The sequence below is a fragment of the Paenibacillus sp. genome (assembly GCF_048976745.1).
Lineage (GTDB): Bacteria > Bacillota > Bacilli > Paenibacillales > Paenibacillaceae > Paenibacillus.
Genome location: NZ_JBHGUU010000006.1, coordinates 1279534 through 1294501, shown reverse-complemented (window position 1 = coordinate 1294501; position 14968 = coordinate 1279534). Strand labels below are relative to the sequence as shown.

The 14968-nt window shown below is 47.4% G+C and carries 12 protein-coding genes and 1 pseudogene; 10 read left to right on the top strand and 3 right to left on the bottom strand.

Annotated elements, in window-relative coordinates; genetic code table 11:
* The 9 genes from ACE3K2_RS12300 to ACE3K2_RS12260 all read left to right on the top strand — a co-directional run bounded on the left by ACE3K2_RS12300 (position 1) and on the right by ACE3K2_RS12260 (position 10727).
* Positions 1 to 2190, top strand: a complete 2190-nt coding sequence (locus tag ACE3K2_RS12300) for a glycoside hydrolase family 52 protein (RefSeq protein WP_421890170.1) — start codon at positions 1 to 3, stop codon at positions 2188 to 2190.
* Entirely contained in the window at positions 2187 to 4334 is a 2148-nt protein-coding gene (locus tag ACE3K2_RS12295; protein ID WP_421890168.1) for an alpha-glucuronidase family glycosyl hydrolase, read from the top strand. The genes ACE3K2_RS12300 and ACE3K2_RS12295 overlap by 4 nt, the downstream gene beginning before the upstream one ends.
* An 83-nt stretch (positions 4335 to 4417) precedes the next feature.
* Positions 4418 to 5485 (top strand): NAD(P)-dependent alcohol dehydrogenase, encoded by a 1068-nt coding sequence (locus ACE3K2_RS12290; RefSeq protein WP_421890165.1) that lies wholly within the window; start codon positions 4418 to 4420, stop codon positions 5483 to 5485.
* A 167-nt stretch (positions 5486 to 5652) separates the two neighbouring features.
* Positions 5653 to 5919 carry an HPr family phosphocarrier protein gene (locus ACE3K2_RS12285; protein WP_421890163.1) on the top strand — a complete coding sequence of 89 codons (267 nt, stop codon included), beginning with the start codon at positions 5653 to 5655 and terminating at the stop codon, positions 5917 to 5919.
* Positions 5920 to 6063: 144 nt separating this feature from the next.
* Positions 6064 to 6315 (top strand): type B 50S ribosomal protein L31, encoded by a 252-nt coding sequence (locus ACE3K2_RS12280; protein WP_278294759.1) that lies wholly within the window; start codon positions 6064 to 6066, stop codon positions 6313 to 6315.
* Between the two features lie 150 nt (positions 6316 to 6465).
* Positions 6466 to 6771, top strand: a complete 306-nt coding sequence (locus ACE3K2_RS12275) for a Dabb family protein (protein ID WP_421890160.1) — start codon at positions 6466 to 6468, stop codon at positions 6769 to 6771.
* A gap of 153 nt (positions 6772 to 6924) precedes the next feature.
* Entirely contained in the window at positions 6925 to 7686 is a 762-nt protein-coding gene (locus ACE3K2_RS12270; RefSeq protein WP_421890157.1) for an SDR family NAD(P)-dependent oxidoreductase, read from the top strand.
* Positions 7687 to 7925: 239 nt separating this feature from the next.
* A complete protein-coding gene (gene poxB / locus ACE3K2_RS12265; RefSeq protein ID WP_421890155.1) occupies positions 7926 to 9653 on the top strand; it encodes a ubiquinone-dependent pyruvate dehydrogenase in 1728 nt (575 codons plus the stop codon).
* Between the two features lie 318 nt (positions 9654 to 9971).
* Positions 9972 to 10727: an SDR family NAD(P)-dependent oxidoreductase gene (locus tag ACE3K2_RS12260; RefSeq protein WP_421890152.1), complete on the top strand. Its 756-nt coding sequence runs from the start codon at positions 9972 to 9974 to the stop codon at positions 10725 to 10727.
* A 120-nt stretch (positions 10728 to 10847) separates the two neighbouring features.
* On the opposite strand, the pseudogene ACE3K2_RS12255 reads toward ACE3K2_RS12260, so the two are convergent.
* The 3 genes and pseudogenes from ACE3K2_RS12255 to ACE3K2_RS12245 form a co-directional block, all read right to left on the bottom strand.
* A pseudogene (locus ACE3K2_RS12255) lies at positions 10848 to 11951 on the bottom strand (MFS transporter); the annotation flags it as partial.
* Positions 11952 to 11973: 22 nt separating this feature from the next.
* A complete protein-coding gene (locus tag ACE3K2_RS12250; RefSeq protein ID WP_421890148.1) occupies positions 11974 to 12321 on the bottom strand; it encodes a ribosomal protein L7/L12 in 348 nt (115 codons plus the stop codon).
* 40 nt (positions 12322 to 12361) lie between these two features.
* The gene (locus ACE3K2_RS12245) at positions 12362 to 13561 is read right to left on the bottom strand and encodes a cytochrome P450 family protein (RefSeq protein ID WP_421890145.1); all 1200 of its coding nucleotides are present in this window, start codon (positions 13559 to 13561) and stop codon (positions 12362 to 12364) included.
* A gap of 189 nt (positions 13562 to 13750) precedes the next feature.
* On the opposite strand from ACE3K2_RS12245, the gene ACE3K2_RS12240 reads away from it, so the two are divergent.
* A complete protein-coding gene (locus ACE3K2_RS12240; RefSeq protein ID WP_421890143.1) occupies positions 13751 to 14728 on the top strand; it encodes an aldo/keto reductase in 978 nt (325 codons plus the stop codon).
* Positions 14729 to 14968 lie beyond the last annotated feature (240 nt).

Here is a 14968-nt window from a genome sequence, read left to right as displayed (position 1 = left end):
GTGAGCACATCCAAATCCATCTTTTATAATGCACATCATGCACCAATTGGTGCTTTTGCGAGTTTTACACTGGGATACAAAGGAGCCAAAGGCGGGTTGGGTATTGAACTCGGCAAACCGGCAGACCAGAATGTATATATTGGATTACAATCTCGTGATGGAGAGAATTATCAGGCGCTTCCTTTTTATGAAGCTTCCGAGGATGAGAGCAGCCGCTATGATGTAGAGAAGTTGGATAACGGGGACACGGCGTCAACCACAGCGTCCAATGTTTCACAACCTCTTATTACGGCTTTTCGTGATGAAGATATTACCCGTGAATTCACCTCAGGAACGGATACGTGGACTGCAGGAGACCTGACGTTCCGTATCTACTCGCCTGTACGTCCCGTACCGGATCCAACGAGTGGGGATCGTGAAGAATTAATGGATGCACTCGTACCTGCCGTATTGGTTGAGATGACGATTGACAATACGCAAGGTCAACATTCACGGAAAGCCTACTTTGGCTATCAGGGCAATGATCCGTACTCTGCGATGCGTCTGATTGGGGGGCCGGAAGGCGGCTCCATCACAGGTGTGGGACAAGGTCGACTCACAGCGATTATGTCGGCAGATGACGGGCTGTGGCCCGCACGCGGATTTACGCTGGAGAAACTTTTGCAGGAGCAACATCGGGAGAATCTGGCATTTGGACTTGGCTCAACCGCTGCACTACTGATGGAAGTGCCGGCTGGAGAGAAACGTACGTATCAATTCGCCGTATGTTTTTATCGCGGAGGCATTGTGACCACCGGTATGGATACAACGTATTGGTATACACGCTATTTCTCCGATATTCAGGCAGCTGGAGCGTATGCACTCCAACGCTTCAGTGAGTTGACTTCATCCTGTGGAGAGGTTGAACAGCGCCTTGGAACAGGAGCTTTGACCGAAGATCAATCATTCATGCTTGCTCATTCCATTCACAGCTATTATGCCAGTACTCAACTGCTGGATGCCGAGGGTGAGCCACTCTGGGTGGTGAACGAAGGGGAGTATCGCATGATGAACACACTTGATCTGACGGCTGATCAGTTGTACTTCGAGCTTGCCTTGAATCCATGGACGGTGCGTAATGAGCTGGAGTGGTTTGTGAAACGATACAGTTATACGGATCAGGTTCGTTTCCCCGGGGAAGAGAAGTTATATCCGGGCGGAATTACTTTTACCCATGATATTGGTGTTGCCAATGTGTTCTCACGCCCCGGGCACTCGGCATATGAACTGGTTGGCATTGATGACTGCTTCTCACAGATGAGCCACGAGGAACTGGTGAACTGGCTCTGCTGCGCGACAGTATACATTGAACAGACACAGGATCAAACATTTGTGAAAAATATGTTGCCTGTTATCCAGGATTGCTTCGAAAGCATGCTTAATCGTGACCATCCTAACGCAGAACAGCGTAACGGACTGATGGGTCTGGATAGCAGCCGTACCCAAGGTGGAGCAGAAATTACAACTTACGACAGTCTGGATGTGTCACTTGGCCAGTCTCGCAATAATATCTATCTGGCGGGTAAATGTTGGGCGGTCTATGTTGCACTGGAGAAGCTGTTCGCAACGGAGAAGTTGGCAGAACTGTCACATCAAGCAGGGCTTCAGGCGGATCGCTGCGCTGCCAGCATTGCTGCACAGTTGACTGACGGCGGCTACATTCCAGCAGTTATTGCAGAGAATAATGATTCTCGAATCATTCCTGCGATTGAAGGTCTGGTGTTCCCTTACTTTACAGGATGTGAAGCAGCACTGGATGTGAATGGTCGCTTTGGACCTTATCTGAAAGCACTCCAAACTCATCTGAAGACGGTTCTTGTGCCGGGAACATGCCTGTTTGAAGATGGCGGCTGGAAACTGTCCTCAACCAGCAATAACTCGTGGTTAAGCAAAATCTATTTATCCCAGTTTATCGCTAGAGAGTTACTGGGCGTGGAATGGGATGAGACAGGCAAGGCAGCAGACGCGGCGCATGTCAACTGGCTGCTGCATCCGGAGGAATCCTACTGGTGCTGGAGTGACCAGATCCTGTCAGGTGTGGCGGTTGGCAGCAAATACTACCCACGTGGTGTAACGTCGATTCTATGGTTGCTCGAAGGAAAAGGAAATCGTCTTGCCCAGATCTATGCGAGTAAGGAGGCGGTACAATGAGCCAATCTATTGTTCAATCTGCCTTGTCAGGTCCGCAGTATGATGCGTGGCTGGGGTATCACTCCGAATTGCCAATAGCGAATGGACTTGCTCCACAGGTGGCTCCTGCTTGGAGCAAGCTGATCGTGTCGGAAGAGAACCATGGAGTAATTGCAGCAGCTCTGACCGAACTTTCACGGGGACTGGAGAAGTTGTATGGTGTGAAACCCTTGGTCAGTCATCTATCGGATGCTCAGCAAAGTAAGCGGGACAATCACGCTTCCGCTCCCGCAATACGAATTGGCACTTGGGCAGGGAGCGATTCGGTGGCTGGATCGTTCAGTGAGACAGAGCGTTCAACTGTTCAAGGAGAAGGCTATATCATTCGTGAGAACGAGACCGAGGATGTACTGGTCATTGGTTCAGAGACTCCCCAAGGTGTGTTGTATGGTGCATTCCATCTGCTTCGGGAGCTGACAATGGATCAAGGAAGTGCAAGTAAGGCGGATGACGCTGTGAGTAAATGGAGTTTCATTAAAGAGCAGCCTATCAATGCATTACGAATGATTAATCAGTGGGATAACGTGGACGGCAGCATTGAACGGGGTTACGCAGGAGATTCCATTTTCTATGATAACGGGGAATTCACACTGGACTTGGAACGCATCAGGGATTATGCACGCTTGCTTGCTTCGACGGGCATTAATGCCATATCCATCAACAATGTCAATGTACACCGCCGTGAGAGCCTGTTTCTGACAGAACGTTATCTTGGTGATGTGGCGAAGGTTGCTGCTGAATTCAGAGCGTATGGCATTCGACTGTTCCTGAGCGCCAACTACGCAAGTCCAATCGAGATTGGTGGATTGCATACGGCAGATCCGCTGGATGCGAAGGTACGGGAATGGTGGAACATTCAAACGGCCAAGGTGTACGCTGCAATTCCGGATTTTGGGGGATACCTGATCAAGGCAGATTCCGAGAATCGACCGGGGCCGTTCACGTATAATCGGGATCACGCTGATGGTGCAAATATGCTGGCTGAAGCCCTTCGGCCTTTCGGTGGTTTGGTGATTTGGCGTTGCTTCGTCTATAACTGCAAGCAAGACTGGCGGGATCGTTCCACAGACCGTGCGCGTGCAGCCTATGACCACTTTAAGCCGCTGGACGGGCGTTTTGCCGACAATGTCATTTTGCAGATCAAGAACGGGCCGATGGACTTTCAGGTGAGGGAGGCGGTATCCCCACTGTTCGGTGCCATGGAACATACAAATCAGGTGATTGAATTTCAGATTACACAGGAGTATACCGGGCAACAACGTCATCTCTGTTATCTGGTTCCCCAGTGGAAAGACGTATTGGACTTTGACACATACGCCAAGGGCAAAGGTTCAGAGATCAAACGAATTGCGGACGGTTCTCTGTATAAACGACCTCACAGCGGCTTCGCGGCAGTCTCCAACATTGGTGCTGATGCCTGTTGGACAGGACATCCACTCGCGCAGGCGAACCTGTATGGATACGGAAGACTTGCGTGGAATCCGGAGCTGTCCGCGGAAGAGATTGCCGATGAGTGGGTGAGACTCACATTTGGACATGATGACGAAGTTGTACGGCAGGTTACGGGTATGCTTTTGACTTCACTAGATATCTATGAGAATTACACGGCGCCTCTCGGTGTGGGCTGGATGGTTAATCCCGAGCATCATTATGGGCCGAATGTAGATGGATACGAGTATTCCAAATGGGGAACGTATCACTTTGCCGATTGTCATGGCATTGGTGTAGATCGAACCGTGAACAGCGGTACAGGATATACGTCACAGTATCACCCTGAGAATGCTGATCGTTATGAGTCCTTGGACACCTGTCCGGATGAGTTGATTTTATTTTTCCATCACGTGCCGTACACCCATGTTCTGCATTCAGGCAAGACGGTCATTCAGCATATTTATGATACGCATTTTGAAGGTGTAGCGCAGGCGGAGGCGTTAGCCGAGACATGGAGACAGCTGGAGGGCAAAATCGACCCGGACATTTTCAGCAAAGTTGCTTCATTACAGGATAATCAGGCCGAACATGCAAAGGAATGGCGGGACATGATCAATACGTATTTCTACCGCAAGAGCGGCATTGCGGATGAACAAGGTCGAACAATCTATTGATTGGTGAACGTGAAGGGAGAAGATACCTTGTTTTCTTTGATGTAGAATAGACAGCATGGACATACCTGAGGAGGAGAATACGTATGGGACAACATCAACTGCCCGAGACCATGAAGGCCGCTGTCATGACAGAGCCAGGACACATTATTATGGAGGAACAACCTGTCCCGCAACCGGCAGCGGATGAGGTGTTAATCCAAGTGATGGCTGTTGGGGTGTGTGGCTCGGATGTGCATTATTTTGAACATGGACGCATTGGCAGATTTGTCGTGGAAAAACCGATCATTCTGGGTCATGAGTGTGCGGGGATCATTGCTGCTGTTGGCTCGAACGTATCACGTTTGAAAACAGGGGATCGGGTTGCTATTGAACCTGGGGTGACTTGCGGACGTTGCACGGCATGCAAGGAAGGTCGTTATAACCTGTGTCCGGATGTACAATTTCTGGCGACCCCTCCGGTGGATGGGGCATTTGTACAATACATGGTGATACGTGAAGATATGGTATTTCCGATCCCGGATCATCTGTCTTATGAGGAAGCAGCTATGAACGAACCATTCTCCGTTGGCATTCACGCTGCACGCCGCAGCAAACTGGCTCCGGGTACAACCCTGGCGATTATGGGTATGGGCCCCGTTGGACTCATGGCCGTGGCTGCTGCCAAATCTTTTGGTGTAGAGAAGATCATTGTTACAGACCTGGAGGAAGTTAGGCTGGAAGCCGCTCGCCGCATGGGTGCCACTCATACCATTAATGTGCGGAATGAAGATGCACTGGCTGTGATTCGCGAGTTAACAAATGGCCTGGGTGTCGATACCGCATGGGAAACAGCGGGCAATCCGAAGGCGCTGCAATCCGCTTTGTATTCACTTCGACGTGGAGGAAAACTTGCAATTGTGGGGCTGCCTGCACAGGATGAGATCGCACTCAATGTGCCATTTATCGCGGACAATGAAGTTGATATCTACGGCATATTCCGATATGCCAACACGTATCCGGCAGGGATTGAGTTCCTGAGCTCCGGCCAGCATGACGTGATGTCCATGATTACAGATCGTTATTCACTCGAAGAGACACAGCAGGCGATGGAGCGCGCGTTACACAATAAGAGCGGTAGTCTGAAGGTCATGGTATATCCGAATGGTAGATAGGCACAACTCGAAAGAGTCCGGCAGTTCAGGACTCTTTTTTGTTTTTTTTCGCAAAATAAAGGGATAGACAAGCTCCCATAACATGGTATAATTCATGAAGATTTTAATATATAAAATGATACACACCATAACGGTGAACAAGTACTTAGCGAAAGGAAATGAAGGTTGTGAGAGTACATGAATTTGTGATACACGCTGATTTTCATCGGGATGATCTGATGTCGGTATCTTCTCAAGCGTCACGTTTTTCCTCGGATATTATTTTGTCGTATATGGAGTCTGAGCATGAGCATCGAGTAGATGTCAAAAGCCTGCTTGGAATGGCGTTACTTCCCATTCGATATGGTAGTGTTGTCAGATTACAGACAAGGGGCAGGGATGAACTGGAGGCTTTGGAGTACATGTTGAATGTACTGGAGAAAGGGACGGCGTAACACCTGATTAGGTGCAAAATCACAGATATCATAATTTTTTTAGCCATTCGTCAAATCCTGCTGGTACTTTGTCCAAAAAAAGAGTATAATAAAATTTAGTTTGATTCTAAAGAAGTACCCATATTAAAGGAGTGTAAATAGATTATGCCAAAAGTTGACATCCATCCAAAGACACAAATCGTAATTTTTTACGATGCAAGTGCTGATTACAAATTCCTGAGTTCTTCCACGAAGTCCTCTAACGAAACTATGGAATGGGAAGATGGTAACTCTTACCCGGTAATCCGTGTGGACACTAGCTCCGCATCCCACCCGTTCTTCACTGGTAAACAAAGAAACGTGGATATCGGTGGCCGTGTTGATAAATTTAACCGTAAATACAACATCAACAAATAAGTTTGTCCATACATTACAAGAAAACCTCGGGATTCGTCCTGAGGTTTTTTTGTGTCTCAATAAAAATTAATTAAACCAATTATTGCGCTTACAACACATTCGGATGTACACTAGGAAACAGAGTACGACATATTGGAGGAGGAAATAGAGATGAGCAGCATCACACATATGGTAACGTTTACACTTTACGCGGGTAAAGATACACCGGAGGCAGAAGCCTTTTTGAAGGAAAGTTCGGACGCACTGGCTTTTATTCCTGGGGTAGAGCAATTTCAAGTTCTAAGACAGGTTAGTGAGAAGAATGAGTTTGACTACAGCTTTTCCATGGTTTTTGCGGATCAGGCTGCGTATGATGCTTACAACAATCATCCGGTTCACCGTCAATATGTAGAAGAGCGTTGGGAAAAGGAAGTCAGTCGCTTCCAGGAAATTGATCTTATTCAACATAATCGTTAATATTCTCCACATATAGGGAAGAAAGTTGATTTACCATATACAGCATTGAACAATGCTGTATACTTCTCTAGATAATATGTAATTGTAAAGAGATATTGACGCTATTCCGAAATCGTTTTCGATAGTATAAATTTAAAGGAGGTTTCCGCTGTTATGCAATTGGATCTCACAGGAAAAACGGCTCTGGTTACAGGCGCAACCGGACAACTGGGGAGAGTGATCGCCCGCACGTTAGCAGCCTGTGGCGCCAATCTGGCTCTACATTACATAAATAATGATACCAAGGCTCGGGAACTTCAGGGTGAGATTGAAGCACTTGGTCGTAAGGCTGTAATTGTACAGGGAGATATTACAAAGCAGGATACGGCATTTCGGATGCGTGATGAAATTCAGCCTGTCCTCGGCGGAGTGGATATCGTTGTTGCCAATGCGGTTATTCAATATGAATGGACAACGGTATTGGAACAGTCTCCCGAAGATTACTTGAGCCAGTTCGAATCCTGTGTTATGCAGAGTGTGTATCTTGCCAAAGCTTTCATACCACATATGCAAGATGTCAAATCCGGTCGATTCATTGGCATCAATACTGAATGTGCGATGCAAAACTTCGCTCACCAATCGGCCTACACCGCTGGTAAGCGTGGCATGGATGGTGTATATCGCGTGCTTGCCAAAGAGGTTGGCGAGTATCAGATTACTGTAAACCAGGTTGCGCCTGGATGGACGATAAGCGAACGTGATCGGTCCAGTGAGCCTGGACATGATGAGGCATATACTCGCACTGTTCCGCTGAAGCGCAGGGGAGAAGATCAGGAAATTGCCAATGCGGTAGCATTTCTCGCTTCGGATCTGTCCTCATTTATCACGGGGGCCTATATCCCGGTAAGTGGCGGCAATGTGATGCCTGCCATCTAGTGTCCGATTTGGATTCAGGAATTCACGTGAAATAACAATTAATGGCGTGTCATCAAAATCCGTTTGTCATTCGACAAACGGATTTTTTGGCATTTGGCTTTAAGGGGAAGGTTTTAGTTGCATATATACATACATACATATGATTTGGTTCGGATTTCAGCAGATTGGGGTATAAGAATAGGTATATTAACAGAGTGGAAACATAATCAAAATGAGCAATTAAAGGAGACCCATCTATCATGAAAAAAACAGTAGCGGATGTTCTGGTTGAATCCTTATTAAACGCTGGCATTAAACGCATATATGGCATTGTTGGAGACTCCTTGAATGCGGTACTCGACTCCATCCGTCGTTCTGGGAAGATCGAATGGATTCATGTACGACATGAAGAAGTGGCTGCATTTGCTGCCGGGGCAGACGCTGAGGTCAGTGGAAGTATCGCTGTCTGTGCAGGGAGCAGTGGTCCGGGTAACATGCATCTGATTAACGGTCTGTACGACTGTCATCGCAATCGTGTGCCTGTACTCGCCATCGCTGCACATATCCCAAGTGACGAGATTGGCAGCGAATATTTTCAGGCGACTCATCCGGAGTATCTGTTCCAGGAATGCAGCGATTATTGTGAAGTGATCACAACAGCAAAACAGATGCCTCGTTCCCTTACGATGGCCATCCAGACAGCAGTTGCACGTTCAGGTGTATCTGTCGTTGTATTACCGGGGGATGTAGCTGGACTTGAAGCGGCGGATCTGCCTGTGCCTGAGCATGTGTATCATGCGACCAACCCTGTGGTACATCCTTCAGAGCCGGAACTTGTGAAATTGGCCGAATATCTGAATCAAGGCAAAAAAATTACGTTGTTGTGCGGTGCAGGTTGCGCGGGTGCTCGGGAACCGCTTATGCAGCTCTGTGATCGGTTGAAATCCCCCATGGTTATTGCGTTAAGAGGCAAGGAATATTTGGAGTATGACAACCCCTATTCCGTCGGCCTAACTGGCCTAATCGGGTATTCCTCCGGTTATCATGCCATGATGGACTGTGATGTATTATTGATGCTGGGAACCGATTTCCCATACCGTCAATTCTATCCCGAAGATGCAAAAGTTCTTCAGGTCGACATTCAATCTTCCCATCTCGGTCGGCGTACGAAGCTGGATTACGGCGTATGTGGGGATGTGAAATCGACTATTGAAACTTTGCTTCCTTATTTAACAGAAGAACACAGCGACAAACATCTGCGTAAAAGTGTGGATCGTTATGTGAAAGTACGTAAAGAACTGGACGAGCTGGCCGTTGGAAAACCGGGTAAAAAGCCCATCCATCCGCAGTACCTGACCAAGATCATTAGTGATGCTGCAGCAGAAAATGCCATCTTCACCTGTGATGTCGGTACACCGACAGTATGGGCGGCACGTTATATTGAGATGTCTCGCAATCGCAGGCTGCTTGGTTCATTCAGTCACGGTACGATGGCAAATGCCCTGCCACAAGCGATTGGTGCTCAGGTCGCTGATCCGGGCAGACAAGTCATCTCGTTGTCGGGTGATGGTGGTATTACGATGCTGATGGGTGATCTGTTGACATTGAAACAGCACAATCTGCCGATTAAAGTTGTGGTGTTTAATAATGGAGCCCTCGGTTTTGTTGAGCTGGAGATGAAGGCTGCCGGATTCCTGGAATCGGGAACAGAGCTTGTAAACCCCAACTTTGCGATGGTTGCTCAGGCCATGGGCATGGAAGGTATTCGGGTTGAAGATCCAGGTGAACTGGAAGGAGCTGTGCAGCGTGCGCTTCAGCATGATGGTCCGGTACTGATTGATGTGGTGGTGAATCGTCAGGAATTGTCTTTACCTCCGAAGATAGAGTTCAAACAGGCAGAAGGTTTCACCTTATGGATGATGAAGGCCGTGTTGAACGGACGCGGTGACGAAATTATTGAATTGGCAAAAACCAATCTGCTGAGATAGCGTTAGGATATCAGATGAACACCGTTTGAAGTGGTAGAGATACCGCTTTTAAGAGCAGTGTAGATGTAAATGAGGAGCATGCAACAAGAATTATTGTTGTGTGCTCCTTCAATATAAATGTTAAAAATGTGACAAGTATATAGTATGAATACATATCAAATGGTTTGTTTTTATATCGAAAGTCTATTAGAATAGGTAAAGTCAGGAAGGATTTATGCCATTTTTGATCTACATATTGCAATATTGCATGTACGTACCTTTCATATCGTATTCAACGATCCAATCACCAGATGACACACACACATGGAGGAGATCAACATGAGTCACGCAGGAAAAGTAGCCATTATTACTGGAGCAGGAAGTGGATTGGGTCAAGCAGCAGCCCTAAAGCTGGCTGAGAAGGGCGCATCCATTGTCGTTGTGGATCTTGTCGAAGAGACAGGTCGTGAAACGGTTAGGCAGATTGAGAAGCTGGGAAGTAAAGCTATTTTTGTACAAGCAGATGTGAGTAAAGCACCTGAAGTTGAGAATTATGTAAAAAAAGCAGTCGAAGAGTTCGGGCGAATCGACATGTTCTTTAATAATGCAGGTATTGCGGGTCCTGGGATCAAGTTGATTGAACATACAATCGAGCAGTTTGACCAGATTATTGATATTAACCTGAGAAGTGTGTTCTACGGGTTGAAGTATGTGATTACGGAAATGCTCAAAACAGGTGGGGGTTCCATTGTGAACACAGCCTCCACAGCCGGTATTGTTGGTGTACCTGCGGTTGCACCTTACGCAGCAACCAAACATGGCGTGGTGGGGTTGACCCGCACAGCTGCAATTGAATATGGCAAGGACAACATTCGTGTAAACGCGATTGCGCCAGGCACGATTGAGACACCGATGGTTGTTCAGTTTGGTAAGGATAATCCTGAAGTGTTCAAAGCAACGGTGGACAGCATTCCATCTGGACGCCTGGGCAGACCGGAAGAGATCGCGAACCTGGTTTCCTTCCTGCTTGGAGATGAAGCGCCATATATCAATGGTGCAGTATATCCGATTGATGGTGCAGTTACAGCCCAATAAGCGTAAAGTTTATCGGCAATATAATAGTCGTTAAGATGTTCAAAGAGAGGTCACTGTATGTGTACAGTGCCTCTCTTTTTGATTTCTTTTTTATACTACGAATGGTACCGCGAATTCATATCAGGCAACGTTGTTTGATACATCAGTTTGTGTGCTTTTACTTGATGCTGAACGATACGAGCCAATAACAATGATGACAGCCACAATGACCCCGACAGCCCCAATCCAGGTTATGGATGACAATGAAACGCTGCTGACCGCGATGCCTCCAATCCCTGCTCCAGCGGCCATGGCTAATTGCATGACCGAACTATTCAGACTAAGCATAATACCTGAAGATTCGGGAGCCATAGTCACGAGGTTATACTGCTGAGTTGGACCCGAAGACCAGGCGGCAAAAGACCACAAAATCAGAACAAGCAAGACAGCGAGATGAGAGCTTGCCGTTATATTCAGCAGGACCAGACTCACGATATGCAGTGTCATGCCGGTGATCAACGTCCGTTTGACACCCCATCGGTCAGCACTGAATCCTCCTACTTTTGAACCGATCAGACTAGCTATGCCAAATGCCAGTAAAGCTGAACTGAGTAGTGCTTCGCTCATTCCTGTAACGGTTACGAGATAAGGTGAGATATACGTGTAAGCAATGGAATAACCACCTAACCAGAAAAATGTCACCAGCAGTGCCAAACCAATTCGTGGCTGTTTGAGCAGAGACAGTTGTTTCTTCAGCGGAACAGACGCTTCCGCTTTGGAAGGCGGAATGGCGGCTGCAATAACCAGCATGGCGAGAATGCCAAGAACGGCTATGCCTGCGAAAACAAGCTTCCAATCCCAAGATGCAGCCACAAGCCTTCCGAGCGGGACGCCAACAATCAATGAAGCGGTAAAGCCAGTGATTACTGTGGCAATTGCACTAGCTTGTTTGCCCTCGGCAGCTATTTGGGAAGCGACGGTTAACGCCGTGACAACAACGACGCCTGCACCCAGAGCCATCAAGACACGTGCTGCGACGAACAGGCCATAGCCCGGCAACAGATAGGCAAGTACATTCGCTAGAACGAACAGACCAAGGAAGTACAGCAACAGCTTGCGACGATCCCAGCGCGAAGTCAGTGCAATAATGATAGGTGTACCAAGCGCATATACGAGCGAAAAAATCGTAATGAGCTGTCCGGCTGCGATCAAAGAGATATTCATGGTATCTGCAATGCGATCCAACGAGAGTTAGTTGAGTTAGTATTTACCGATCTAGGGAATCGACATAGTCTTTGGCTTCCTTCAACGACAAACCTCTGGCCTCGCGCAGTCGTTTGATCGCCATAATTTTTTTCCCTTGTTGTATAAGTGCAAGCAGCTCCTGATCCAGATCCGTTGGGGCTGGTTGGCTTGTGTGTGAAGGAGATGCTTCCTTCGGCGACAAGGTGTAATTGAAGTCGGAGCGTGGGCTGGCGGTTGCGGTTGAACCATTCTCCAGACGCTCCACATCTCTTTTCAATTCATTCAATTGGCGTTGCAGGCTAGTGACTCTGACCAATAATACAAGGATCAGAAGCAGCAGAACGATCCATACCAAGGTGTTCATTTCCATGATGTCATGTGCCTCACTTTCATTTATTCCTAATTAGCCATTATTTAAGTTGAACCGGGATTTCCTTGACACCACGAACAATCATGCCAGGTCTCCATTCTAGTTCATTCACATCTGCCTGGAGCTGTATATTTGGAAAACGATTCAGAAGTGTGCTGACGGCAATCTCACCTTCCAGGCGTGCAAGCGGTGCTCCGAGACAAAGGTGAATGCCTTTGCCAAAGGCCAGATGTGAACTCTTCTCGCGGGTAATGTCGAAGATATCAGCATCCTTAAACTGCTGTTCGTCCCGATTAGCCGAATCAAGCGCAACAATAACAAGTTCACCTTGAGCGATATGCTCTCCACGGAATTCAATATCTTCCAGAGCCCAACGGGATGTGCTGAACTCCACTGGTCCGTTATAACGAAGCATCTCTTCAATGGCATTGTGAATAAGCTCGGGTTGCTGGATAAGCAGTTCACGTTGCTCGGGATGTTCCAGCAGGGCGAGAATGCCGTTGCCGATGAGATTAACCGTTGTTTCATGACCAGCAATGATTAATAAGGAGACAACGCCAAGCAGTTCTTGTTCAGTTAACTGCTGCCCGGATTCCTCTGCAATGACGAGCTGGCTGATCAGATCAGCGCCAGGATTCTGGCGTACTTTGGCGAACCAGGCTGTAAGGTAATCCGTGAACTCCTTGGCATGCTGCTCAAACAGCTCGGCACTCTCCGCTGTGGAAGCATCAATTACCGTATTGGACCACATGCGGAATTTGTCTCGATCCTCAAGAGGCACGCCCAGAATTTCACTGATGACAATGATGGGTAGTGGGAAGGCAAAATCATCGATCAGATTCATTTTTTCCTGTGACGGAAGGTTGTCCAGCAGTTCATCAGCAATGTCCTGAATATGGCTTCGCATGTCTGCGACCATCTTGGGCGTGAATGCTTTCTGTACAAGTCCCCGAAGACGTCTATGATCTGGCGGATCGGAGAATAACATATTATTTGAGAAAATGCTTTGATTGTCAGGGCCGTAACGTCGGACCATGTCTTTGCTGAAGCGAGGATCTTTCAGAATCTGGACTGCATCCTCGTATCGGGTAATCATCCAGCCGAATTCTCCATGTGGAAACATGACTCTGAAGACGGGTTCATCTTTTCTTAACTTTTCATATACCGGGTAAGGGTTATGCGTGAATTCTTTGGTAAAAAACGCTGGCCTTGAGGATTCGTTCACTTCATTCGGTTTCAAATGCAAAATCTCCTCTCATTTTCCTGCTTAATACCTGCACCTTCTATATATTCAATACGTAAGCTTTTGAAACCTTGTTTTTGGTCCATCTGGATGATAGAGCAGGAAAATAGAGGAAGATGGAAGAAGACATGGTAGAGAAAATCGGTTATCATGCTTGATAAAAATGAAAATGAGGTGAACGCTGACATGTCCTACGCACAACTTCCTTTGCATCACCACCAGATTCCGGCAAGTCGAATGGTTCTTGGCTGTATGCGGTTTGGGGGTGAATGGGATGGTCTTCCCATTACGTCAGATCTTGTCGTGGAAGGTCATCGGGCGGTAGATGCTGCTATGGAAATAGGCATTAACCATTTTGACCTGGCGGATATTTACACACGCGGTAAGGCAGAGCATGTATTGGGGCGGGTTTTATCCGAAACTTCTGGCTTGCGTGAACAGATCATCATACAGTCGAAATGTGGTATACGTCTTGTGGGCGACGATGAAGGACCGCAGCGTTATGACACCTCAGGTGCACATATCCTGGCGAGTGTAGACGGTATTCTGGAACGGCTCGGGATCGAATATCTGGATATTTTGCTGTTACACCGCCCTGATCCGCTCGCCCATCCACAAGAGATTGGAGAAGCACTGGCTGATCTGCATCATGCCGGTAAAGTACGCCATTTTGGCGTGTCTAATATGGGGTCTGAACAGATTCGCCTTCTTCAGCTTCATAGTAAAGTACCTCTGATTGTGAACCAACTGGAGATGAGTCTGGACAAAATCGGATTCGTAGAAGCTGGTGTGACGGTGAATCGCCCCCAAGCCAGAGACAACGTATTTCCCTATGGTACGATGGAATATTGTCAGGCAGAACATATTCAACTACAGGCATGGGGGCCGCTTGCTCAAGGGCGATTTACCGGTAGGATCGTCGAAGGGCAACGCCCGGAGATTGAGCATACGGCGCAGCTGGTTGATCGAATGGCCAAGGAGCGAGGGGTGACACCGGAGTCCATTGTACTGGCTTGGTTAATGAAGCATCCAGCAGGGATTCAGCCTGTGATTGGTTCGATTCGACCAGAACGTATTCTGGCCTGTCGTGATGCAACACAGATCGAGCTTTCCCGTTATGAGTGGTACGAGCTGTATTCCGTTTCATGCGGGCGTAGAATGTAAGTAGGGACATCTGAGAGATTGATTGGTTCAATCAAAATTCATGGATTGATATTTGGTGAAATATAAATGTATAAGAAGACACTGGTTGCTGCCTGTGTCTTCTTTGTGATATTCGGCCTCATTGGGTTGAAACACAATATGGGAAGTGTAATGATTCCTAAGGTCATATGACCTATAATGCAAATGCATTGACAGTGGTAATAAGTATGCTGATTTGGAGCCGAAACCCAACTGTAAGGA

Coding starts and splice junctions, on each gene's coding strand:
- ACE3K2_RS12250 (WP_421890148.1), bottom strand. CDS start 12,321: ATGGAAATGAACACCTTGGTATGGATCGTTCTGCTGCTTCTGATCCTT.
- ACE3K2_RS12290 (WP_421890165.1), top strand. CDS start 4,418: ATGGGACAACATCAACTGCCCGAGACCATGAAGGCCGCTGTCATGACA.
- ACE3K2_RS12270 (WP_421890157.1), top strand. CDS start 6,925: ATGCAATTGGATCTCACAGGAAAAACGGCTCTGGTTACAGGCGCAACC.
- ACE3K2_RS12260 (WP_421890152.1), top strand. CDS start 9,972: ATGAGTCACGCAGGAAAAGTAGCCATTATTACTGGAGCAGGAAGTGGA.
- ACE3K2_RS12275 (WP_421890160.1), top strand. CDS start 6,466: ATGAGCAGCATCACACATATGGTAACGTTTACACTTTACGCGGGTAAA.
- poxB (WP_421890155.1), top strand. CDS start 7,926: ATGAAAAAAACAGTAGCGGATGTTCTGGTTGAATCCTTATTAAACGCT.
- ACE3K2_RS12295 (WP_421890168.1), top strand. CDS start 2,187: ATGAGCCAATCTATTGTTCAATCTGCCTTGTCAGGTCCGCAGTATGAT.
- ACE3K2_RS12240 (WP_421890143.1), top strand. CDS start 13,751: ATGTCCTACGCACAACTTCCTTTGCATCACCACCAGATTCCGGCAAGT.
- ACE3K2_RS12280 (WP_278294759.1), top strand. CDS start 6,064: ATGCCAAAAGTTGACATCCATCCAAAGACACAAATCGTAATTTTTTAC.